General features: G+C 52.8%; 24 protein-coding genes and 2 riboswitches. Of the genes, 20 read left to right on the top strand and 4 right to left on the bottom strand.

The window, feature by feature from the left end; translation table 11 throughout:
* Positions 1–44 precede the first annotated feature (44 nt).
* Positions 45–144, top strand: a riboswitch (purine riboswitch).
* Positions 145–311: 167 nt separating this feature from the next.
* Positions 312–1748 (top strand): NAD(P)/FAD-dependent oxidoreductase, encoded by a 1437-nt coding sequence (locus tag DFP95_RS16040; RefSeq protein WP_115993662.1) that lies wholly within the window; start codon positions 312–314, stop codon positions 1746–1748.
* A gap of 210 nt (positions 1749–1958) precedes the next feature.
* Here the strand turns inward: DFP95_RS16040 and DFP95_RS16035 are convergent, their stop codons facing one another.
* A complete protein-coding gene (locus DFP95_RS16035) occupies positions 1959–2624 on the bottom strand; it encodes a DsbA family oxidoreductase (RefSeq protein WP_245987698.1) in 666 nt (221 codons plus the stop codon).
* A 156-nt stretch (positions 2625–2780) separates the two neighbouring features.
* Between DFP95_RS16035 and DFP95_RS16030 the strand changes: the two genes are divergently transcribed.
* The 6 genes from DFP95_RS16030 (at position 2781) to DFP95_RS16005 (ending at position 8311) form a co-directional block, all read left to right on the top strand.
* Complete coding sequence (locus DFP95_RS16030) at positions 2781–3596, top strand: GNAT family N-acetyltransferase (RefSeq protein ID WP_342768245.1); 816 nt, start codon at positions 2781–2783, stop codon at positions 3594–3596.
* A gap of 67 nt (positions 3597–3663) precedes the next feature.
* Positions 3664–4491 (top strand): aldo/keto reductase, encoded by an 828-nt coding sequence (locus DFP95_RS16025; RefSeq protein WP_115993660.1) that lies wholly within the window; start codon positions 3664–3666, stop codon positions 4489–4491.
* 148 nt (positions 4492–4639) lie between these two features.
* On the top strand, positions 4640–5065 hold the full coding sequence (locus DFP95_RS16020) for an RrF2 family transcriptional regulator (protein ID WP_115993659.1): 426 nt from the start codon (positions 4640–4642) through the stop codon (positions 5063–5065).
* A 103-nt stretch (positions 5066–5168) separates the two neighbouring features.
* On the top strand, positions 5169–5480 hold the full coding sequence (trxA, locus tag DFP95_RS16015; RefSeq protein ID WP_115993658.1) for a thioredoxin: 312 nt from the start codon (positions 5169–5171) through the stop codon (positions 5478–5480).
* Positions 5481–5637: 157 nt separating this feature from the next.
* A complete protein-coding gene (locus DFP95_RS16010) occupies positions 5638–6213 on the top strand; it encodes a TetR/AcrR family transcriptional regulator (protein WP_115993657.1) in 576 nt (191 codons plus the stop codon).
* Positions 6214–6298: 85 nt separating this feature from the next.
* Positions 6299–8311, top strand: coding sequence for a YhgE/Pip domain-containing protein (locus DFP95_RS16005; RefSeq protein WP_181907456.1), 2013 nt, complete (start codon positions 6299–6301; stop codon positions 8309–8311).
* An 82-nt stretch (positions 8312–8393) separates the two neighbouring features.
* On the opposite strand, the gene DFP95_RS16000 is transcribed toward DFP95_RS16005, so the two are convergent.
* Positions 8394–9119 (bottom strand): hypothetical protein, encoded by a 726-nt coding sequence (locus DFP95_RS16000; RefSeq protein WP_115993655.1) that lies wholly within the window; start codon positions 9117–9119, stop codon positions 8394–8396.
* A 190-nt stretch (positions 9120–9309) separates the two neighbouring features.
* Between DFP95_RS16000 and DFP95_RS15995 the strand changes: the two genes are divergently transcribed.
* Positions 9310–10584: a molybdopterin-dependent oxidoreductase gene (locus DFP95_RS15995; RefSeq protein ID WP_115993654.1), complete on the top strand. Its 1275-nt coding sequence runs from the start codon at positions 9310–9312 to the stop codon at positions 10582–10584.
* A gap of 157 nt (positions 10585–10741) precedes the next feature.
* Here DFP95_RS15995 and DFP95_RS28915 read toward each other — a convergent pair whose 3' ends face one another.
* Positions 10742–10885: a hypothetical protein gene (locus DFP95_RS28915; RefSeq protein ID WP_181907455.1), complete on the bottom strand. Its 144-nt coding sequence runs from the start codon at positions 10883–10885 to the stop codon at positions 10742–10744.
* Positions 10886–10958: 73 nt separating this feature from the next.
* Between DFP95_RS28915 and DFP95_RS15990 the strand changes: the two genes are divergently transcribed.
* From DFP95_RS15990 to prmC, 6 genes are all read left to right on the top strand, one after another.
* Positions 10959–11882, top strand: coding sequence for a DUF6612 family protein (locus DFP95_RS15990; RefSeq protein ID WP_115993653.1), 924 nt, complete (start codon positions 10959–10961; stop codon positions 11880–11882).
* A 134-nt stretch (positions 11883–12016) separates the two neighbouring features.
* Positions 12017–13117 carry a redox-regulated ATPase YchF gene (ychF, locus tag DFP95_RS15985; RefSeq protein WP_115993652.1) on the top strand — a complete coding sequence of 367 codons (1101 nt, stop codon included), beginning with the start codon at positions 12017–12019 and terminating at the stop codon, positions 13115–13117.
* A gap of 220 nt (positions 13118–13337) precedes the next feature.
* Positions 13338–14483 (top strand): stalk domain-containing protein, encoded by a 1146-nt coding sequence (locus DFP95_RS15980; protein WP_115993651.1) that lies wholly within the window; start codon positions 13338–13340, stop codon positions 14481–14483.
* 233 nt (positions 14484–14716) lie between these two features.
* Positions 14717–14962 carry a hypothetical protein gene (locus DFP95_RS15975; protein ID WP_115993650.1) on the top strand — a complete coding sequence of 82 codons (246 nt, stop codon included), beginning with the start codon at positions 14717–14719 and terminating at the stop codon, positions 14960–14962.
* A gap of 165 nt (positions 14963–15127) precedes the next feature.
* Positions 15128–16201 carry a peptide chain release factor 1 gene (prfA, locus tag DFP95_RS15970; protein ID WP_115993649.1) on the top strand — a complete coding sequence of 358 codons (1074 nt, stop codon included), beginning with the start codon at positions 15128–15130 and terminating at the stop codon, positions 16199–16201.
* A 23-nt stretch (positions 16202–16224) separates the two neighbouring features.
* Positions 16225–17118 carry a peptide chain release factor N(5)-glutamine methyltransferase gene (gene prmC / locus DFP95_RS15965; RefSeq protein WP_115993820.1) on the top strand — a complete coding sequence of 298 codons (894 nt, stop codon included), beginning with the start codon at positions 16225–16227 and terminating at the stop codon, positions 17116–17118.
* A 56-nt stretch (positions 17119–17174) separates the two neighbouring features.
* On the opposite strand, the gene DFP95_RS15960 is transcribed toward prmC, so the two are convergent.
* On the bottom strand, positions 17175–17591 hold the full coding sequence (locus DFP95_RS15960) for a hypothetical protein (protein WP_115993648.1): 417 nt from the start codon (positions 17589–17591) through the stop codon (positions 17175–17177).
* 270 nt (positions 17592–17861) lie between these two features.
* Here DFP95_RS15960 and DFP95_RS15955 point away from each other — a divergent pair, with 270 nt between their 5' ends.
* The 6 genes from DFP95_RS15955 (at position 17862) to DFP95_RS15930 (ending at position 23304) form a co-directional block, all read left to right on the top strand.
* Entirely contained in the window at positions 17862–18533 is a 672-nt protein-coding gene (locus DFP95_RS15955) for a stage II sporulation protein R (RefSeq protein ID WP_115993647.1), read from the top strand.
* A 63-nt stretch (positions 18534–18596) separates the two neighbouring features.
* Entirely contained in the window at positions 18597–19679 is a 1083-nt protein-coding gene (locus DFP95_RS15950) for an L-threonylcarbamoyladenylate synthase (RefSeq protein ID WP_115993646.1), read from the top strand.
* Positions 19680–19882: 203 nt separating this feature from the next.
* A complete protein-coding gene (locus DFP95_RS15945; RefSeq protein WP_115993819.1) occupies positions 19883–20443 on the top strand; it encodes a manganese efflux pump MntP in 561 nt (186 codons plus the stop codon).
* Between the two features lie 53 nt (positions 20444–20496).
* Positions 20497–21087, top strand: coding sequence for a low molecular weight protein arginine phosphatase (locus tag DFP95_RS15940; RefSeq protein WP_115993645.1), 591 nt, complete (start codon positions 20497–20499; stop codon positions 21085–21087).
* Positions 21088–21131: 44 nt separating this feature from the next.
* Positions 21132–21213: riboswitch (ZMP/ZTP riboswitch) on the top strand.
* 197 nt (positions 21214–21410) lie between these two features.
* The gene (locus DFP95_RS15935; protein ID WP_115993644.1) at positions 21411–22013 is read left to right on the top strand and encodes a TIGR01440 family protein; all 603 of its coding nucleotides are present in this window, start codon (positions 21411–21413) and stop codon (positions 22011–22013) included.
* A 43-nt stretch (positions 22014–22056) separates the two neighbouring features.
* Positions 22057–23304, top strand: a complete 1248-nt coding sequence (locus DFP95_RS15930; RefSeq protein ID WP_115993818.1) for a serine hydroxymethyltransferase — start codon at positions 22057–22059, stop codon at positions 23302–23304.
* Positions 23305–23435 lie beyond the last annotated feature (131 nt).

The following is a 23435-nucleotide window of genomic DNA, read 5'->3' as shown; positions in this document are numbered from 1 at the left end:
CTTGTACGTCCTGATGAAGTAATCTACTTAATGGAAACGAACTCAATTTCATCGATTCATCCATTCGTATATCCTTGGCGATACGGGCCGGGGGTCTCTACCGGGAACCTTAAATTCCCGACTACGAAGGATGTGGCACCCCCACACCCTTCGATAGTCGGGAATTTTTTTGGTTCTTCAGAACGTTTGGGTTTCTATCCTATTCCTTCCGAATAACCACAGTCATGAACGATCCGCGCCGCCTCACGGGCTACAGCCGTTTATGCTTGCTTCACCCAGGCTACGAGGGCAAATCAGGAGGAGATTCTAACATGAGCTTGTACGATGTTGTCGTGGTCGGAGCCGGTCCCGCCGGCATTTTCGCTTGTTACGAGTTGTCGAGAACCTCGCCTGGACTCAAAGTGTTGTTGGTGGATAAAGGACATGACATCAAACAACGACATTGCCCCATCCTGGAAAATAAAATCGAGCTCTGCCCTCCGCCCGCGGGGAAGAAAGAATTCGCGGGCTGCTTGCCCGCTTGTTCGATAACGGCCGGCTTCGGCGGGGCGGGCGCTTACAGCGACGGGAAGTTCAACATTACGACGGAGTTCGGCGGTTGGTTAACGGATTACTTGCCTCACTCGCAAGTGTTAAGCTTGATTCGTTACGTAGATGAAATTAACTTAGAGCACGGAGCGACTATAAATCTGACCGATCCGACTACGGAGTTCGTTAAGAACATCGAGCATAGAGGATACGCCGCAGGGCTCAAGCTGTTGAGGGCGCAAGTCAGGCATTTGGGCACCGAGCAAAATTTGGAAATCTTGAAGTCCATTCGCGAATACCTGGAGAGCCGAATCGATATGCGTTTCAAGACGGAAGTCGCCGATCTGTTGACCGTCAAGGAAAACGGGGGTCACCGGGTTCGCGGAATAACGCTCAAGAACGGCGAGGAAATCGGGGCGGACACCGTCGTGATCGCTCCGGGACGAGATGGGTCGGGCTGGTTGACGGAGGTGCTGAAGAAGCGCAGATTGGTCATGGCGAACAACCAAGTGGATGTAGGAGTGCGAGTGGAAACCTCCGATGTCGTCATGCGGGAGATCAACGAACACCTTTATGAAGGGAAATTCATCTACAATACGTCGGTGGGTACCCGGGTGAGAACTTTCTGCAGCAATCCTTCCGGCCACGTCGTCGTGGAAAATCATAGCGGCGTCATGGCCGCGAACGGGCATTCATTTAAGGATCCCGCGTTAGGCTCGGCGAATACGAACTTCGCTTTGCTCGTCTCGCACAAGTTCACCGATCCCTTCGACAAGCCGAACGAATACGCGCGCGAAATTTGCAAAAGGGCGAACGATCTGTCTAGCGGAGGCGTTATCGTCCAGAAGTTCGGCGATATCATAAGAGGACGCAGATCCACGGCGGGGCGCATCAAAGAAGGCTTTATCGAACCGACTCTTCACGAAGCTGTTCCGGGCGATCTGGGGCTGGTATTGCCGTATAACACGATGAAAAGCTTGATCGAGATGGTCGAAGCTTTGGATAAAGTCACGCCGGGAATCGCATCGGAGCATACGTTGTTCTATGGCGTGGAGGCGAAGTTTTATTCGGCGCGCCCTAAGCTAACCGAGAAGCTGGAGACGGAAATTTCGGGACTCTACTGCGGCGGTGACGGAGCGGGCGTAACCCGCGGCTTGGCGCAAGCAGGCGCGGCGGGAGTATGGATCGCGCGGGCGGTCTCCGAGCGGAAGGCGAAGTGAAACTCTTTCTGGAGCTGAACGTGTGAGACATTAACGGCAGGGCGTGCCGCTACGGAGCGAAATCGAGAACAGGCAATCGGCAAGAGGGCGGAAGTTACCTAATCGATCTTGCAAAACAGTAAAAGCCGGGCCGGAGATACTTTGCAATCGCGTAGGGCGATAAGCAAAGCGACTCCGGCCCGGCTCATTAGAAGCGTGCCGTCCCCAATTCTAGCCCTCCTGCGAAATCTTCTTGAACGCTTCGAGGAACTGCGCGGACGGATAAGCGCCGGACAAGGCGTATTTATTGTTGATGATGAAGAAAGGAACTCCCGTGATCCCCATAGACTTGGCGGCTTCCTGATCCCGCTCGATGTCTTCGAGCCCTTCGCCGGCTTCCAGATGACGCCTGGCTTCATCGGCATCCAGTCCAAGCTCGGCTGCTATGTCCATGAGAACGTCCAATTTCGCGATATCCCGACCGTCCTCGAAATAGGCTTTCATGACGGCGTCTAACCAATAGACTTCGTCTTCTTCCGGAAGCAGAGCCGTGACCCTGTGGGCGAGCACGGTATTCGGCATGCGCTCTACTTTGTCGAATTTGAATGTTACTCCGACCGCGGCGCCGGCATCGGTAACCCGCTGCATCATCGGCCTTAAGCGCTCGGCGCCGCCCATTTTCTTCTCCATGACGCTATCGAAAGGTAAGCCTTCGGGCGGCAACGTAGGGTCCAGTTGGTAAGCATGGTAGCTGACTTCGACCGTCTGGCCGGACAACTCGTGCCAAGTTTCGATGGCGTCGCTCATATTCTTCTTGCCGATTCGGCACCAAGGACATACCATATCGGAATACACGTCGATTTTAATCGGGATCACCTCTGCGTTAGAATGGAACATCTATATACTTAGTATGGCAGACAACCGAGCTGCATTCAATGAGCGGGAGAAGAACGACGATGGTAAAATAAGAAGGATTACAGTTCCGCGAGCTAAGATGGTGGGGCGCGCTAATGAGCCATGGAAGCGCGAGTCGGATATGAGGGGGAGACCGTTTTGATAACGCAACGATTGAATGATATCGAACGACTGCAAACGATATGCGAGGCCCACGATCATGTACAATTGAAGCTGAATCGGGAGATGCTGAGAAAGCGCGAATCTTCAGAACTGGACTTTTTCCATTATGAAAATGGCGAACTTATCGCGTTCCTAGGTTTATATCCATTCGGTTCTACTGTGGAGATATGCGGCATGACGAGTCCGAATGAACGGCGGAAAGGACATTTTCAACGTTTGTTCGAACAGGGAATAAGCGCGGTTAGACAAGCGGGGTTCAAGAAAATTTTATTGAACGCTCCGGCGGGATCGGATGCGGCGAAAGCTTTTCTAAGTAAACAAAGCGCCGTATACGCTTTTTCTGAGCATCAAATGAAATGGCAACAAAGGCCGATAGAAGATGCCGATGGCGTTATTCTAAGGCCGGCAAGAGCGGACGACTTCGAAATGCGCGTACGTTTGTCCGTGACGGCGTTCGGCTTGGATGAAGAGGATGCCCGGGCGATCGAAGGCGGGGTAGACGTGGATGAAGACACCGATATGCATATGATTGAAGTGAATGAAGAAACAATAGGGAAAATTCGAGTGAGCCGGGTGGACGGACAAGCATGGATTTACGGATTCTCCATTTTGCCTCAGCATCAGGGCAAGGGTATCGGCAGGAAAGTGCTGCGACAGGTCGTTAAGGAACAAAGCTCGAACGGTCACTCGGTACATTTGGAAGTCGAAACGAAAAACGATCAAGCATTAGGCTTGTATGAATCGGTCGGATTCCAAAGGGTACATTCGCAAGATTACTACAGGTATGAGTGAAGGCAGGCTCCCTAGAAGAGATTTCGATTAGTGCGCGATAAGTAAGGAATTGAAGGAGGAGTCGGAAATGAAGCTGTCGATTGATTCGACGACCGAGTTGCTGAACGGCGCGGAAATGCCCCGTCTCGGTTTAGGTGTGTGGCGCGCTCAAGACGGCGAAGAAACCGTAAACGCGGTATCCGCGGCTTTGAAGGCTGGTTATCGCGGCGTAGATACGGCGTCCATGTACAAGAACGAGAAAGCCGTCGGACAAGCTGTCCGAGCCTCCGGCATATCGCGCGAAAGGCTTTTCGTCACGACGAAGGTATGGAATAACGAGCAAGGTTACGATAACGCGCTTAAAGCGTTCGATGGCAGTCTCGAACGGTTAGGTATGGAATATGTCGATTTATACTTGGTTCATTGGCCCGTCGTAGGCCAGTATAAAGAAACTTATAAGGCGCTCGAGAAGCTCTACGATCAAGGGCTCGTACGTGCTATCGGGGTCAGCAATTTCAATATCCATCATCTCGAGGATTTGATGGGATCGTGCAACATCAAGCCGATGGTTAACCAAGTGGAGCTCCATCCTTTGCATACTCAGAAGAAGCTATTCGCGTTTTGCCGTAAGGAAGGCATTCAGCTACAATCTTGGAGACCGCTCATGCAAGGACGGTTGGAGCTGCCTCTTATTACTGAGCTTGCCTCCAAATACGGCAAGACGCCGGCGCAAGTCGTGCTGAGGTGGCATTTGCAGCTTGGCATCGTTACCATCCCGAAGTCCGTAAACCTTGGGAGAATACAAGAGAACGCAGATCTATTCGATTTCGAATTGGAACCCGAGGATGTGAACCGGATCGATTCGTTGAATCAAAATAGGCGCTTCGGGGCGGATCCGGATCACATTGATTTCTGAACGGATTCAGCTGCGGAAGAGGAAGGGCGATAAAAAGGATAAAATAAGGGGAGGGTTGAGATAATACGAGTCGTGGGAAGGCTTCGCCCCCTTGACAACCTCAACTGTAACTGATATTATTACAGTAATCACCGGGGAGGCTTGTCGTATGAACAGTGAATTCGTTATAGCTGTCCACAGCCTTGTATTCCTGGCGCATCGCCCCGATGGCATGGCGTCCAGCGAAGAAATCGCGACCAACGTCTGCACGAATCCGGTTCGCATCCGCAAGGTCATGAGTTGCTTGCGCAAGAACGGCTTCGTGGATACCCGGGAAGGCTCCGGAGGCGGTTATCGGTTATCCCGGGATCCGGAATTGGTTACTTTAGCGGATATTTACCGGGCGCTTGCAGCGGGTTCGTTAGCACCAAGCTGGTGCAGCGGAGATCCGGAATCGGATTGCATGGTCGGATCGAACATGGCGGATGTTATGAACGACGTGTTCTGCGGAGCGGATCAGCATCTCCAGACTTATTTCGAGTCGATCACGATCGGACAAATGCTGTCTCGCTTAGCCGTCAATGATAAGGCTTAGAGCGATGTGTACTTGATTGGGCTTCGGATTGAGCGGGTAATTAGAATGACCCGATCATCATAGGTTTATTACCTTAATTCACTTTGGATAGGAGAGATGTCTCATGGCAGTTGCAATTACGAAAGACAATTTCACCGAGAACGTAGCGCAAGGAGTATCCTTGCTGGATTTCTGGGCACCATGGTGCGGACCTTGTAAAATTCAACTTCCGATCGTGGAAGAGCTTTCCGAGGAATTGAAAGGCTCGGCGACAATCGCGAAAGTGAACGTTGACGAAGAGCCGGAATTGGCAAGCCAATTCGGCGTCATGAGCATTCCGACGCTGATCCTGTTCAAAGACGGACAGCCGGTCGACAAGCTTGTCGGACTTCAAAGCAAAGAATCCCTTAAAGCGAAAATCCAAAGCCACATGTAAGACGGCTCTAGAGCGCCGCAAGCCTGTAACTAGGCTTGCGGCGCTTTTTGCTATGCGAATGAATATTGCCAATTCATTCCGGATGTGTTACGATCATTTTGACCGAATGACCAAAAATGAATTTTAGTCATTAAGAGCAGCAAAAGGAGAAGTTCTCATGCAGATCGACCGAAGAAAGCTTATCGTCGAAGCGGCATCGCAATCGTTTGCGTTGTTTGGTTATAAAGCCACGACTATGGATCAAGTCGCGAAGATCGCAAATGTCGGCAAGGGCACGATATACACGTTTTTCTCCAACAAGGAAGAACTGTTCGAAGAGATCATGAGTTGTCTTATCCGGGAAATGAAGCTTCTAGCCGATGACGAGTGCCGAGAGGAACGGACGTTCTTCGACAATCTCAATCGGGTATTGCACAAAATTCTGGATTTTCGCGAGAGGCATCAATTGGCGATGAAGATGGCCCAAGAAGTCAGGGATATGGGGACTCCGAAGGCGATCGAAGCGCTCAACGCGATCGAAGAGGCTATATTGTCTTTCATTCAGGGGAAAATCCGGAATGCTATCGATAAGAGCGAACTGAAGCCTTGCGATCCCGAGATTACGGCCTACGTAATGCTTAAGCTTTACTTAGCGCTTGCTTCGCAATGGCAGCTGTCGCATCCTCCTCTGGACAAGGATAAGATTACGGAATTGTTTCAATTGTATCTAATGAACGGGATTGCCGCCGTGTAGAAGGTTGGGCGCTCAACGCGGCGATTTTTTTCGCAACAAAATGACCAAGTGAACAAAATAGTCATTATGAATGGAGAGATTGAACATGAGAGGCTTCAAACAATTTTTCGGAGAGATCTCCGCGATCGGGCGCAATCGTAAAATCTTGATTCCGATTATCGGCATTTTACTTATCCCGGTGATGTACAGCGGGATGTTTTTGGGAGCCTTCTGGAATCCGTACGGGCACTTGGACCGATTGCCCGTTGCGGTCGTCAATTCGGATCAAGGCACCGTATACGATGGAAAGGATATGCACGTCGGCCAAGATTTCATCGACAAACTGAAAGAGAAAAATAATTTCGAATATAGCTTCGTCGATAAGTCGGATGCGTTGAAGGGTCTTGAGGATAACGAATACTACATGGCGATAGAAATCCCGGAGAACTTCTCGGCTAAGACCGCGACGTTAACTACCGGTCAGCCGACGCCGGCGGAAATTCTGTTCATGCCGAACGAGAGCGCGAACTACTTGGCTTCCCAAATCGGCAATAACGCGGTCGAGAAAATGAAAACCGAGTTAGGCAGGGAAGTGACGAAAGCCTATACGCAGACCGTGTTCGACCAAATGCGAACCTTGGCCGACGGCTTAAGTCAAGCAAGCGACGGCGCTAGCGAAATCGCAGTCGGTACGGACGCGGCCAAGGATGGAGCATTACGCATCGAAGAGAATCTAAAGAAGCTGGCAACGGGATCGATCTCGATGATGGAAGGTATAGATAAGCTCGCGGATGGAAGCGGCAAGCTGGAACGGGGCGCCGCTGAATTGCGAAAGGGTAGCGATTCGTTAGCCGGGGGATTGGTTCGCTTGACCGATGCCGGAGCCAGTCTGGAGCAAGGTGCGGATCGGGCAAGAATAGGAGCTTCCGAGTTGGAGCGGGGTCTCGAGCAATCGGCGGCGGGCACGTCCAAGCTCGACGAGGGGGCCAAGGCGCTGGCCGAAGGCTTGGAGCAATACGTGAACGAGCACCCCGAGCTAGCGGAAGATGCTCGCATGCAACAATTAATCAAGCTAGGAAAGCAGGTTTCAACCGGGGCATCCGCCGTGAAACAAGGCCAGACTCAGTTGGTAGACGGTTCGAAGAAGCTTGAAGCGGGCACTTCCGAGTTGGCTACCGGACTAACCGCGCTTGGTGAAAAGTTAGTTCGTGCGAGTGCAGGCGGAGACGATTTGGCGAAGGGGACGGCAACGTTACACGCAGGGGCATTGGAACTTAACGTAGGACTCGGCAACCTGTCGCGAAGCTTCATTGGTTTCGTTGACGGATCTAATGAATTAGACCAAGGGGCCGAACAAATATCGCAAGGGTTAGTGAAGCTGACCGACGGAACCGGAGAGTTATCGGATAAGCTAAGCGAAGCGGCCGAGAAAACGGCGGGCATCGGCGGCGGAGAAGCGGTTATTAACATGTTCTCGGATCCGGTGGGCTTGGATGTCGTAAGAACGAATGAAGTTCCCAACTACGGAACGGGATTCGCCCCATACTTTATTTCGATGGGTTTATATGTAGGAGCGCTTCTGCTTACGGTTGTCTACATGGTGAAGGAACCGGCCATTCAACCTGCAAACGGGCAGAGCTGGTTCATCGGGAAGCTTCTTACGATGATCACGATCGGAACGGGACAGGCGATAATCGCGGACTTGGTGCTGTTGTTCGGCCTTGGTCTCGAAGTGCGGAACATCCCGTTGTTCTTCCTATTGAGCATCGTTACCAGCATAACCTTCATGGCGCTTATTCAATTGTTGGTTGCCACCATGCACAATCCGGGACGTTTTATCGCAATCATTATTCTCATCTTCCAACTCACGAGTTCGGGCGGGACATTCCCGCTGGAGATGATTCCGGGCTGGTTGCAGAAGATAAGCGCTTGGTTGCCGATGACGCATACGATAGAAGGCTTTAAGGCTGTTATATCGAGCGGGAATCTATCGCTGGCTTGGAATTCGATAGGATTAATGTCGATATACTTTGCCGTATTCGCGACAATGTCTCTTCTCTACTACATGTTGGCATTCCGAAAAGAGTATAAGAAGAATCATCAGCCGTCCATGGCGTAAACCGCCGAAGAATCGAAAAAGGCAGGCCGGATCGGGAATCGTTTCCCTACCGCCTGCCTTTTTCGATCAAATATAGCCTTGATCAGGTCGTCCATTGGCCGTGCACGATAGCAGCCAGCTTCCAATCCGCTTCCGACGGGACGAACACGAGGACCAAGCTCTCCCAGTCCATTCCGTCGTTCTTCTCATCGAAGCCGGGGAAATGGAATTCGACGAACGAGGCATTCGGATAGATTTCGGACCCGTTAAACTTAGTGTTACCCGTTCCGATCAGCTTATTGATGCTAATCTTGGGCGCATCCTCGAAATCCCTGTCGTACACGAATTTGTCGTAATAGTCCCTGAACGATAACTCGATCGGATCCCCGCTTCCGTCGGCCGTTCCCCATTTGAGCTTGGTTGCATCCTTGAAGGTGGGCAGGCTCTCCGTCTTGAACACCAGATCGGTATCGGGATTAACGTGGAAATACGGCGAGAATCTAAGGCCTTGCTCCGGATCGATCATTTGCGCAAGAGAGCTCAAGTCTCTTTCCCGCAAATATTCGACGGCTTGTTTCGCGACATCCAATACTTGATCATCCGTTGCGTTGGAGGCAACGGGAGACGGCGCATCGGATGGGCTAGCTTCGGTTGGCGGTGCTGTAGCTTCGCTGCTCGATTGCCCTTTAGTATCAATCCCTGAGGATGAATTGGCGGATAGTGAGGCGTTCGGAACATCGGCTGTTCCGTTCTGATTGGAATTGGCTCCGCAGCCAGTGAGCAGGAGAGCGAGAAGGACCGCGACCAGAAGCGGGTACATTCTTCGCATAAATGAATCCCCCTTGCGGTTAAGTACTAAGTTAGACGCAAAGATCGGCGAGATGTTCCGGTGGAAAATGCTGTGTGTATAACTTTAATTCCGGCGAAGCGCCGCAAGTTCATGAAGCGTCTACCGTATGTGATATAATTTGGGTATTCATCGACTAAACGGGAATAATTAGGTCGAAGGGGGATCATGAATGAGCGGAAGAAAGCCGGGTTTCGGGAGACAGTTGGCGGATTTGCATCGTTGGAACGGCTGGATCGTGCTTATATTGACGATTACGGGGCTTCTATTGGCATGGGACGACGTCCGGGGTTGGCTGGAAGGCCATTTCCGCAATCCTCTCAAGCAGGTTCATATCATACTCGGAGTTCTGTCCGGCGTGCTGATTCTACTCTACATTCCCCTAATGAAGAGGCATTTGAAACAAATCAGGCAACGGCCTAAGCAGAAGGGCAACTTAAGCTTCGTCATGGTGTTGCTAGTCGGTTGGCTTTTGTCCGGAATCGTATTGTGGCAAATTCGTCAATTTCCTCCGGAGTGGGCGAACGGAGCTCTTATCGTCCACGACTTATTGACTTATTTCGGCGTGCCGTACATCATATACCATTCCGTAACGCGGCTCAGGTGGATGAAGAAGCCCGAGCGCAGGGCGATCAGAACGTCCGATGATTCTCCCGTTCAGGCCGAGGTCGAGGCAGGTATCGCGGCTCACTCCTCGATTCCCCGGGAAGAGCCGACGCCATGGATTAACCGTCGGCAGTTTCTGAAGTGGTCGCTTGGCGCAGCTCTTACCGTAGCGGTCGCGCCATCCTTCTTCCGGTGGCTCGCGACGTCGACGGGCGGCTCCTACTCCGACCTTCCCGGCGGCATGAAGGAAGTAACGGACGCCACGAACAAAATGTTGCCGAACCCGATTCCTTTGCCCGATTCCGTCAGCGTGATCGGAGGCGGAGCTCAGGGACATTTCCGGGTATACACCGTCACTCCTCTTCCGAAGTTCGAATCCTCTACTTGGAGCTTTACGATCAACGGTCTCGTAGACAAGCCGATGACCTGGAATTGGGAGCAATTCCTGGCATTGGCGAGAAAGGTCCAAGTGAGCGATTTCCATTGCGTGACCGGGTGGTCGGTATACAAGAATACGTGGGAAGGCATTCCCCTGTCGGCTTTGCTTCAGCAAGCGGGAGTGAAATCGACGGCCAAAAACGTTAAATTCTATTCCGGTGACGGCGTCTATACGGATACTCTGACGTTGGAGCAAGCTAACATGGACGATATCATGGTCGCCGTATTGCACGACGGGAAACCGATACACCGGGATTACGGCGGTCCGGCGCGTCTGATCGTGCCGAAGATGTACGCGTACAAATCCGTTAAATGGTTGAACGGAATCGAGCTTATCGACGAGGAACATATCGGTTACTGGGAGAAAAGAGGCTACGATAACGACGCTTGGGTCGAAACGTGACGCGTTCCCGGCGGCGATTGTGGGTATGTTAACGTAGAGGGACGGATAGGGACGATCATAGCGCAGCCCGGATACGCAGGCAACCGCCCTCCTAAGGGCGAATTGCGCGCGATATCCGGGCTGTTGTTGTGATAAAGGTCGTTACCGGCTGGCGAGATTAATCCGTTTCCTTATGAATGGACGGTACGGGAGCGACGGATTTGGTCCTTTCCAGCGTGTCGTTAACGAATGCCATATCTTGATTTCTCACTTTCATTTTCGTAGTTCCTTTGTAATTGCCTTTACGCGATTTATTTTCCATGCGATGTCCCTCCTCTCTTCGAGGTCATTGTGCGCAATCCCCCATATCGTTATCCGCAGGGAGGTTATTCCGAATGAGAGTTGCCGAGGGCAACGAAAGGCGTAAGAAGCTCCTTTATTTATCATCCCTTATCGTCTTGGCTGTAATGCTGGGTATTCTCCTTGCCGCATGTACGGGTAAAAATCAGGCTGCTTCGCCAACCGAAGAAACGCCATCCTCTTCCTCGATCAAAGGCGAAGAAACGGCCGCCGAATGGTTGGAGAAAGCCCGAACCGCCGCAGCCGGAATGAGCAAATACGGATTCGAGCTGCAGATGAGCCAGAAGATCGACGGGGATCAACAGACGAACTCGGGAGCCGGCTCGGAAGTCGTGGAGATCGACATGCAAGGAAGAGCCGAACGGAATCCGTTGAAGCTCGATCAAACGATCAACAGCAAGATCGACGGAGAGGTTTCTACTTTACGGGCTATCGTTATGCCGGATGAATATTATATGTATCTCCCCGAATTCGAGGAGTGGAACAAGCTGGGCAAGGGTGTCGCCGCGGAGAACGTGGCAATCTTATCCGATTTCCAAATAAACCCTGAAAAGGCGATCCAAGACATCAAAATGTTAGGGACGGCACTGACGGTTTCGACGAATGAAGCGACGGCGATCGTTCGTTACGAAGGGACCGGCCAGGAAGCGGTCGACTTCGTGGCTGGTTTGCTGGAGAGTACGTTAGGATTGTCGGGAGCGGAGACCGAGGTCAAGAGCAGCCTGGAAGTGCAGGCTCTCAAAGTGATCTTAATCTTGGATGCTGAGAAGCATTGGCCTCTTTCCTATAGGATAGAATCGGATTTGAAGATTGAATTGGAGCCCGGCAAGCAAACCGCCATCCAACAGACGTTGGCGGGAAATTATAGCAAACATAATGTTTCATCCGCCGTAACCGTACCCAAGGAAGCGTTGGATGCGATCGATCCCGACGAAATGGACGAGCAGCTAGGCCCGTAAAGGCGGCGATCGGCCGACTTGCTGTGGACGTTGAGGCTTAGTTCCGTTATAATGGCGTGAGAATTGAACAGCTTGACGATCGTTCGCAAGCCTAGCTTGACGATGCATCGCAAGGAGTCAGGAGTGTTAGATCAATGGCACTGTCGTGCGGAATCGTCGGACTTCCCAACGTGGGCAAGTCGACCTTATTCAATGCAATAACCCAAGCGGGAGCGGAGATGGCCAACTATCCGTTCTGCACGATCGATCCGAACGTCGGAGTCGTCGAAGTGCCGGACGAACGCCTGCAGAAGCTCGCCGATATCGTGAATCCTAATCGAATCGTGCCAACCGCTTTCGAGTTCGTGGACATCGCCGGTTTAGTGAAGGGCGCAAGCCGCGGAGAAGGTTTGGGAAATAAATTTCTGGCCAATATCCGCGAAGTGGATGCCATCGTTCATGTCGTGCGTTGCTTCCAGGACGAGAACATTACTCACGTATCCGGCAAAATCGATCCGATCAACGATATCGAAGTCATTAACCTCGAATTGGTTCTTACGGATATCGACTCCGTCGAGAAACGGATGGATCGCACTCGCAAAGGTCTCAAAGGCGGAGACAAGAAGGTTGCGGAGGAGCTTGAGGTTCTGGAACGCCTTCATGCGGCGCTCCTTGCGGAGAAGCCGGCAAGAAGCGTGGAACTGTCCAGCGAAGAGAAGCATCTCGTTCGCGATCTTCATCTGCTGACGATGAAGCCCGTATTGTACGCGGCTAACGTAAGCGAGAGCGAAGCGGCGAATGCCGACGGCAATCCTTACGTTCAGAAGGTACGCGAATTCGCGGCAACCGAAGGCTCGGAAGTCGTCTTCATCAGCGCGAAGGTAGAATCCGAGATCGCCGAGTTGGAAGGCGAGGACAAGGAGCTGTTCTTCGAAGAGCTCGGCTTGACCGAATCCGGATTGGATCGTCTGATTCGCGCTTCGTATAAGCTGCTAGGCTTGTACACTTATTTTACGGCCGGCGTTCAGGAAGTCCGGGCTTGGACGATTCGCAAGGGAACGAAGGCGCCGCAAGCGGCTGCCGTCATTCATACCGACTTCGAGCGGGGATTCATTCGCGCCGAGGTCGTGTCCTACTCGGATTTGACCAATAGCGGTTCCATGAAAGCGGCCAAGGAAAAAGGCTTGACCCGTCTGGAAGGCAAAGAGTACGTCGTTGCCGACGGAGACGTCATGCATTTCCTGTTTAACGTATAATCGGGTTTTTATCTAAACAACCTAGCGGTAGAGATCCCGCTAGGTTGTTTTTGTTTTCCGCATAAGACGGGCTTGTGCGAATAATGCGGCGCAAAGGATAATTTTTCCTTAGATTTTTCTAATGTAACCTTTTGGGAACCGAGCTCGTCATAGAGTCTGAACGTTCACAAGAATTAGCATATCACCCATCATAAGCGTTTACTTGAGAGGAGCAACTAACATGAAGAAGAAAAAATTATTGGTTATCGCTACGGCGGTGGGCATTCTGGGAACTTCCGCCGCGGTCGGCGCAAGCGGTCTGGTCAGCAAGGTTACAGGGGCGTTGCACAATGAAATCGTCGTTTCCGTTAACGGGTCGGATACGACTATGCACCCGATTTATATTAACGGCAAAGCTTATTTACCCGCACGGGATACGGCAGCCGCGCTTGGTTACGATCTGAGCTGGAGCTCCTCCGGCAAGCAAATCGAATTAACGGGGCAAGAAGAGGAAGCCGCGGAATACGTCCCTATTTCGGGCGTTATCGTTAGCGTAACTCCGCAAGCTGACGGCAAATATACAATCGAGCTTCTAGGCAAGGGCACTAACAATTGGATTATCCTGACGGCCGACGAAGATACGGTTCTTACGAACGAAAGCGGAGAAACGTTCGCGGCGAAAGACCTTAAAGCGGGAACGCAAGTATACGCCGAATATGGTCCGGTTATCGCGATGAGCTTCCCCGGACAATCCCACGCGGCGAAAATCGTCGTGAACAGCGAAACGCTGGTTAAAGAAGACGTCATCCAATCGGTGGAAAAAACCGAAGACGGCTGGCAAGTGAAGTTCGGCGAAACGAAGGACGGTACGACCACTACGACGCTTGTGCTTACGGCCGGCAAAGAAACAAGCGTGATGACGTCCGAAGGACAACCGGTCGAGTGGGCGAACGTCAAAGCCGGTACGAAGGTAACCGCGTATTACGGTCCGTTCATGACGAAGAGCCTGCCACCTCAAAGTCCGCTTCATTATCTGGTCATTCCACAGAGCAGCGTGACTCCGCAAGCTCCAACGGGGAAGATGTCCCCGGAAACCGCACAGGAATATCGCGAGCTGGCATGGAGCAACATGAACGAAGATCTCATAAAAACGTTGGCGGCTAAGAAGGACGATGGTCAAGTATCGTTCATCGACTCCAACAGCGCTTCGGTTCTGAGCACTACCGATGCCCAGAAGCAAAAGCTCGAAGAGATCAAAGCGGCCAACGGTCCTTTGATCGAGGTTAAATACGACGTGGCGCCTCCTCAAGATGCCCTCTTGGGACCTGTCACGCTCGTATTCGCGCCGGATACTAAGGAATTTCTTGGTTTTTTCCCAAGAAGGTAAGTTTGGGTAAGCAATCGTAATGGAAGACGCCGACCGGCGATGCCGGTCGGCGTCTTCTATTTATTTTGCTATCGCAATCGGAGGAATATGTGGTATATGTGTATATTATGTCTATTTTTACCTTGCGGACGGGCGCCGTCGGATCGGGTGATTGAGGAAGATGAGGGCTTACGGCTATTTTATCAAGATGAGGATTCTGACCGCTCTCGCCTATCGCTTCGAAGTGGATAGGAATGGTGGGCGCGCCCCATCGCCTTCTGATGATCGAATTGGAAAGCGCGACCGAGCTGCCCGAGCACGACAGGGCAAGAATCGTTCGGCAAGACGGATTAAAGGTATGGTATCAATTCGATAAAACCGCGATTACGGCTTCGGAGTTGATTGCGGATCTGTCGGCGCGATTGCCGGTCAGGGATTTAAGCGTGCAGGAGCCCGATATCGAAGACGCGATCCGGGAAGTATACCGGACGACGGGATGACGGGAACGGGGGGAGATCGAACGGGCGGCACGCGCGGTCGGTCTCTTGTTGTTATACGGTACCGCACGAAACGGCAATCATGTGGTATAATAATATACGGTGTGTTTTGTTTTGCTATAGATGAAACGAAACAAAAGCCCCATGGGCAACGGAGGATGAGGACACGTGTTAGACCGTCTGCAAATACTTGCGGATCGATATGAGAAGCTTAACGAACTGCTTAGCGATCCCGACGTGGTAAACGACTCGACGCGGCTGCGTACTTACGCCAAGGAGCAATCCGGGCTGGAGGAAGCTTACCGCGCTTATGAAGAATACAAGCAAGTGCTCGTTCAACTGCAGGACGCGAAAGCGATGCAGGAGGATAAGCTGGACGACGAGATGCGCGAAATGGTGAAGATGGAAATCGACGAGTTGGAAACGCGCAGAGAGCAGCTTGAAGAGGAAGTCCGTTTTCTTCTGCTGCCTAAGGATCCGAACGACGGGAAGAACGTCGTCGTGGAAATCCGCGGAGCCGCCGGAGGCGAGGAAGCGAACTTATTCGCGGCCGAGCTCTACCGGATGTATGCCAAGTACGCCGACAGCCAAGGCTGGCGAACGGAAATGCTGGAGTCGAGCGTAAGCGATCTCGGCGGATTTAAGGAAGTTATTTTTTCGATCAGCGGACAGGAAGCTTACCGCAAGATGAAATACGAGAGCGGAGCTCATCGCGTTCAGCGCGTGCCCGAGACGGAGTCCGGTGGCCGGATCCATACTTCTACTTCTACCGTAGTCGTCATGCCCGAGGCCGAAGAGATCGATATCGTCATTCATGACAAAGATATCCGAGTAGATACGTTTTGTTCAAGCGGAGCCGGCGGCCAATCCGTTAACACTACTAAATCCGCGGTGCGCGTGCTGCACGTGCCTACGGGAATCATGGCGCAATGCCAGGACGGCAAGTCTCAGAACGATAATAAGGACAAGGCACTGCAAGTGCTTCGTACTCGCATCGCGGACGTTAAACGCCAAGAGGAAGAAGCGAAGTATTCCGGAGAGCGCCGGGAGAAAATCGGTACGGGCGATCGCAGCGAACGGATACGCACTTACAATTTTCCGCAAAGCCGGGTTACGGACCACCGGATCGGCTTGACCTTGCATCGCTTGGAATACGTTCTTAACGGCGATATGGAAGATATCGTTAAAGCTTTGTCTCTTGCCGAACAAGCGGAGATTCTGGAGCGCGAACAGATGGGGTAAGCAAGGAGGCGCTGGGCGTGAGCTTGGATAGCGTATCGAAGCCTCTTACGCTAAGCGATGCTTGGCGTCAGGGAATGGAAATATTACGGCAAGCGGGAGTCGAAGAAGCGGCCGCGGATGCGGAGCTTCTTCTTCTTTATTTGCTGGGGATCGACAAAACGTCCTTGTTGCGGGATTGGCGCGATCCATTCCCGCCGGCGAAGACCGAAGCATGGCTGGGGCTGTTGGAAAGAAGGGGGACGGGAGTTCCCGTTCAATACGTGATCGGGGAGCAGTATTTCTTCGGACGAGCTTTCGGAGTATCGGAGTCCGTGCTGATTCCGCGCCCGGAGACGGAACTGCTGGCAGAGGCGGTATTGGACATCGCCGATCGGCTTTGGAACGATTCCGCAGTGCCTCCCGTCGTTCTGGACGTAGGCACGGGAAGCGGTATTCTCGCGATCACGCTGGCTGCGGAACGCCCCTCGTGGAGGGTTATGGCATCGGATCTATCGCCGGATGCCCTCCGCACCGCGGCGGGCAACGCCGAGAGGAACGGAGTCGCGTCGCGCATTTCGTTCGTGCAAGGAGATTTGTTATCCCCTTTTCTGGCGGAAAACGTATATCCGTCGTTTGATGTATTGGTATCCAATCCGCCTTACATCCCTTCCTTGGACATCTTGGACTTGCAACGGGAGGTTCGCGATCACGAGCCTAGGCTTGCGTTGGACGGGGGGACGGACGGGTTGAATCCCTACCGGATCATGGCGGGGCAACTGCCCCTGTTGGAGCGATTGCCGCGCGTCGTCGCATGGGAAGTCGGGGCCGGGCAAGCGGAGGACGTTGCGGCGCTCCTCCGTGCTGCGGCCGACTGGCAAGATATTCGATTCGTGAAGGATTATGCCGGAATCGACAGACATGTTATCGCGATTAAATAGCAAGAAGACCGCGTGTCCCTCTGGGGTTCGCGGTCTTCTTTTTTTGACTTAGTCGTTCAAATAGGTTTGGGCAGTCTGATCCTCGCTGCCTGCTCCAATAGCGTTTTCGCAATCTCCCCGAGGAGCAACTCATGTCTGTCGTGCTTGTTTCTGGACTCGACGACTTCCGCCTTGATTTCGGTAACGTTTTCCTTGATCTGCCCGACGGTATCGAAAGTTATATCCAACCGTTGCTCTAACCGTTCCGTACGTTCGTCGATTCGCGATACTTTTACTTCCAGGTTGCCGACCTTTTCATTGAGCGCAACGACATCATCCTTCAGTACCCGCACATCATCCTTCAGTACCCGCACATCATCTTTCAACATGCGTATATCCTGCTTCATTCCGGCTATGTCCTCTTGCATAACGGCAAAGCTCTGCTGCAGCGAGACTACGGCATCGAAAATCTTATGCAGGATCGGTTCTTCCACGCTCTGGCCTCCTTCGCCCATGTCAATAAAACGAAAAATACATTTCGATTGACCGGTGCTTCCGGATCTTAATTGTATGGTAGCATAAGCCGCTTTTGGGCGTCCATGCCCATTTCTTTGTAATCTATTATTATGGAATCGAAATGAGCGTAGAAATCGATAGCGAAGCTCTTTTGATAGGTTTATAGATTTTGAATCGGGGCATAATGATGGCTAAGACGTTCCGGAACGCATAGCTGCACCGACGGGTGCGACAAGGAGCGAAAACCTATGCGTATTAGCCATCATTCCTTTTCATTCTCTTTTCATAAAGCAAGTAAAATGACTTTTATCGGATTTGCTATTTTCCTTGGTTTATCCGCTTTAATCGGTCAATTCGCTTCGGCTAATTCAGCAAAGCTCATTCCCGAAGACGCCATTCGTATTCGTATTATCGCCAATTCCGACAAGGAAGCGGATCAATCCGTTAAATATAACGTTAGGGATGAAGTATCCGAGATTATCGCCTCGTGGGGCAGCATGCCCGAATCGCACGACGAAGCGCGCGACTTGATTCGATCCCGGTTACCCGAGATTCAGAAAGCCGTCGATACCAAGCTACGCGCGCTGGGTGCTCCTTATGGCGGAACCGTTGAGCTCGCCAGGGTACCTTTTCCGGATAAAATGTTCGATGGAGCAGAGTATGCCGCTGGGGATTACGAAGCGCTGCGGATTACGCTAGGTCAAGGTACCGGAGCGAATTGGTGGTGCGTGCTATTTCCGCCTCTGTGCTTGACGGCGGCTACGGCCAAGGATGATAAAGCGACCGCGATCGAAGCGAAGCAGACGTCCTTTTCGAAGAAGCAAGCAGACGCGGCTCCGGCCGACGAACAACCGAAAGCGAAGTTTTTCCTGTGGGAAATCCTTCAGAAGCTGTTTGCTTTCATCGGATCTTTGTTCTAATAACGGCTGTGCTATAATAACGGAAAAAGAGTAACTTGGAAATCGACGAGGATGGAACGCGACATGACGGAGATAACGAAATATTGGCCTGCGGAGCAGACGGAGGCCGGAATAAGGGAAGCCGCCGCGGTGCTCGCCGCCGGCGGCATCATTGCGTTTCCGACGGAGACGGTATACGGACTCGGGGGAGATGCGCGTAGCACGGCAGCGGTGGAGAAAATATTCGCGGCCAAAGGCCGCCCATCGGATAACCCGCTGATCGTACATCTAGCCGCTGGGGAAGATGTGCATTCGTTAGCAGATAGAATAACCGGGTTGGAGCAAGCTTTAATAGATGCTTTCTGGCCGGGCCCGTTGACGTTGGTATTACCCGTCAAGAAGGGGGCGGTATCGGTTCTCGTTACCGCAGGATTGGACACGGTTGCCGTAAGGGTTCCGGAACACGAGGCGGCAAGGGAACTAATCAGAAGATCGGGGTGCCCGATCGCGGCGCCAAGCGCGAATCGATCCGGAAGGCCGAGTCCTACGTTGGCTCGTCATGTTTTGGAGGATTTGAACGGTAAGATCGACGGAGTCCTCGACGGCGGAGCCACGGGAGTCGGACTGGAATCGACGGTCGTCCGGGTAATGGGAAACGAGGTTCACATTCTGAGGCCGGGCGGAATAACCAAAGAACGTTTGCAATTCGCCGTGGGCAAGATTGCTACGGTTATAGCGCCCTCTGAACATTTATCCGTGGCTCAATCAGAGGCGAACGAGGAACCGGGAAACGTGCCTCGTTCGCCAGGCGTCAAATACGCGCATTACGCCCCTCAAGGGGAAATGATACTTGTCAGCGGTCACAAGAATAAGCTGACGGCAATCGTCCAAGCTAAAGCCGATGAAGCGGCTAGCCAAGGGCGACGGGTCGCCGTGCTGTCTTGCTCGGAGAATGTCGCGATTTACCGAGCCGAAGCCGTCTTTGACTGCGGATCGCACGACGAGCCGGTTCAAGCCGCGCATTCCCTCTATGCTTGCTTGCGCGAATGCGACGAGCGAGGACTCGATTTCATCGTTGCGGAGGGGTACCCCGAATACGGGATCGGAAGCGCGGTGATGAATCGACTTCGCAAAGCCGCCGGAGGGCGGGAAATCATCGTAAATTGATGCGAGCTTGGCTGGATGTCCGCGAAGTCGGTTTACTCGAACAAGGCTGATTCAACCCTTGCATTTTCGCCTTCTTGTCCGCATATGTTGGAAGAGGACAAAGGTGTATCGCAATGTGCGCCAATCCTCATGCAGGCCTATCGAAGAATAGACCTGTCTTGATCGGCATCGTTCGCGACGACATTGCAAGAGGGGGACAAGCTATGTTCGACGTGTCCGAGGCAACCGGGCAAATGCTGACCATACTCGTAATGGCAGTTGCTCTGGGCATGGATGCTTTTTCGCTAGGAATCGGAATCGGCCTGAAAGGCGTTCGGTTACGCGAGATATTGAAGCTAAGCACGATTATCGCCGTTTTCCATGTTCTTATGCCCCTCGGGGGCATGATGACGGGCCAATACGTGAGCGGCTTGCTTGGAGGGATCGCTACTTCCGCGGCCGGCGCGTTGCTTCTGTTGCTCGGCGGGCATATGGTATATAGCTCCTTGCGCGGGGAAGCCGTTGATTCGATAGATCATCGAACGGTATGGGGAATGCTCGTCTTTTCTTTTAGCGTGAGCATCGATTCTTTCTCCGTAGGCATATCTTTGGGGATGTTCTCCACGCATGTTCTGCTGACCGTTCTGATGTTCGGCTTTTTCGGGGGATTGATGAGCGTTCTGGGTTTAATGCTCGGTCGCAGGGCGAGTCGATCCTTGGGAGGATATGGAGAGGCGCTCGGAGGTGTTATTTTATTCTCTTTTGGTCTATTATTTCTTATATAAGAAGTTGATCCGTAAATATCACATACATCCAAGAGTGAACGGGGGGAATAAATATGAACAGGGTACTGATCGTATGCACGGGCAACACATGCAGAAGTCCGATGGCAGAGGCGATGCTCAAGGATTTGGCCGCTCGCAACGGCAAACCGCTCGAGATTCGTTCCGCGGGAGTTTCCACGGTCGATGGCTTGCCCGTATCCGCTCATGCGGCTGCCGCGCTTAGGAAGCGAAACCTGGCATTGCCCGGAACTTCGACGATATTAACCGCGGAGGAGGTGCTCTGGGCGAATTTGATCCTGACGATGACATTGGGACATAAGCAGGCGATTCTGCAACGGTTTCCCCAAGCCCTATCCAAAACCTTCACGCTTAAAGAATACGCGCTTCGCGGTGATCCGGTCATGGACGACGTAACCGAGGCCGAGAGGCTCTACTCGGAATGGCAGGTCAGGCAGGCTTTAGGCCAGAACCTCAGCCCCGAAGAGAGAACTCGGCTGTTAGAGCTGCAACGCAGCCTTCCCGACTTCGATATCAAGGATCCGTTCGGCGGCCCCTTGTCCTTATATGAGCAATGCGCGGACGAAATCGAGGACGCCCTTATGACCTTGGTGGATAAATGGGACTCGGAACCTAAAGATCGGTGATTGATTTTTGCGCCGTCCTTGGGTATGATAAAAGCATAACTTCAAGGTTCCGATGTAACTGGCGACGACAAGTGGAGAAACCACGGTGGAGCATCGGAATGACGGCCGGTCGCCTGGGCAAAGAGCAACGTGCGTGAGCACGTTTGCTCTTTTTTGTCTTTATTCGCATATGTCCGAGTTAATGGTCGGAGGAATGGGGGAGATAATCCGGCAGGTACGCAACGCTCTCTGTTAGGCTTGCGGAACTGTTTGAGCCCGGCGAATTCAGGTATAATACCTTTATTGTCTTACTTGGAACGAGCATGCTTCGAGGAGGTCTTGCGATGGCGCCTGAATCCGGATCCATAGCCGATCAAGTGGAATCGATACTAAGCGAGCTGGTGCAAACGAGCGGACTGCGAACGGGACAGATCGTCGTGTTTGGCGTGAGTACGAGCGAAGTGCAAGGGCATCGAATCGGGTCTTCCGGAGCGGAGTCGGTGGCGGAGCAATTATTCGCCGGCGCCGAGCGCGTTCGGGAACGGATCGGCTTCCATATCGTCTGGCAATGCTGCGAGCATCTAAACCGGGCTATAGTCACGGAGCGCCGCTTAGCGGAGGATCAAGGATGGACGGAGGTTTCGGCCGTACCTGTTCCGAGGGCAGGAGGCTCCATGGCCTCCTATGCCTATCGTCAACTGAAAGAACCGTGCTTGGTCGAGTCGGTGCAAGTCCATGCCGGCATCGATATCGGCGAGACGATGATAGGGATGCACCTTCGTCCGGTCGCGGTTCCGTTAAGACCGGCTATCCGCTCGATCGGGCAAGCCAGAGTCAATATGGCTATGACCCGCCCGAGACTGATCGGCGGAACGCGCGCCGTGTATTCGCTGCCGGATCAAAGCTCCGGCGATAGGAATAAAGACTTATCGACTACCTGTGAATAATGAAACATCCATTATATAACCCCTGGGAGGATTTACGACTATGTTGGAAAATTTGCGCAAGCAGGATCCGGAAATCGTTAATGCTATGAACTTGGAATTGAAACGCCAACGGGACAATATCGAACTGATCGCCTCGGAGAATATCGTAAGCGAAGCGGTGTTGGAAGCGATGGGCTCCGTTCTGACCAATAAATACGCGGAAGGCTATCCGGGCAAGCGTTATTACGGCGGTTGCGAGTACGTGGATATTCCCGAGCAAATCGCGCGCGATCGCGCTAAGCAATTGTTCGGTGCCGATCATGCCAACGTGCAGCCGCATTCCGGCGCTCAAGCTAACCTGGCCGTATACTTGGCCGTATTGAAACCTGGCGATACCGTCCTCGGTATGAATCTGGCTCACGGCGGTCACCTTACGCACGGTAACCCGGCGAACGCGTCCGGTTTGCTTTACAATTTCGTAGCTTACGGAGTAGACGATCAAACGTTCACGATCGATTACGACGAAGTCCGCAAAGCAGCGTTCAAGCACCGTCCTCGCTTGATAGTAGCCGGTGCTTCCGCCTATCCTCGCGCGATCGATTTCGAGAAAATGGGTCAAATCGCCAATGACGTAGGAGCGCTATTGATGGTAGACATGGCGCACATCGCCGGTCTCGTTGCCGGCGGAGAGCATCAAAGCCCCGTGCCGTATGCGCACTTCGTTACGACGACGACTCACAAAACCCTCCGTGGACCTCGCGGCGGCATGATTCTTTGCCGTCAGCCTTGGGCGGCGGCGATCGACAAAGCCGTATTCCCGGGAACGCAAGGCGGTCCGCTCATGCATATCATCGCCGCCAAGGCCGTAGCCCTTGGCGAAGCATTGGAGCCGTCTTTCAAAGAATACGCCCGCAACGTAGTCGTTAACGCCAAAGCTTTGGCCGAAGCTCTCATCTCCGAAGGGTTGAACCTCGTCTCGGGAGGCACGGACAACCATCTGATGCTTATCGACACCCGCAATCTGAACATTACGGGCAAAGTAGCCGAGCACGTTCTGGATTCCGTTGCGATTACCGTCAACAAGAACGCGATACCTTTCGATCCGACGAGCCCGTTCGTCACGAGCGGAATTCGCGTCGGAACGCCTGCGGTAACGACTCGCGGCATGGGGCCGGAAGCGATGAGAACGATCGCCAAAGTCATTGCGTTGACGCTGAAGAACCCGGAAGACGCGGCGACGCTCGAGAAAGCCCGCGGTCTAGTGGCGGAGTTGTCGGCTCAATATCCGCTTTACCCGGAACTGGCTTATTAATCGGAGCCGCCCAAAGAACGTTTAAAAACCCGGAAGCCTGGTCATACCCCCGTCAAGTAGACACGTAAAAAAAGCTAAGCAGCCAGCGCGTGCCGATACTCAATCGGTGCGCGTTGTTTAAGTTTGGCTTG

This window comes from Cohnella lupini (assembly GCF_003386205.1).
Lineage (GTDB): Bacteria > Bacillota > Bacilli > Paenibacillales > Paenibacillaceae > Cohnella > Cohnella lupini.
Note: the sequence above shows the minus strand (reverse complement) of the source record. Positions and strands in the feature narration are given on the sequence as shown.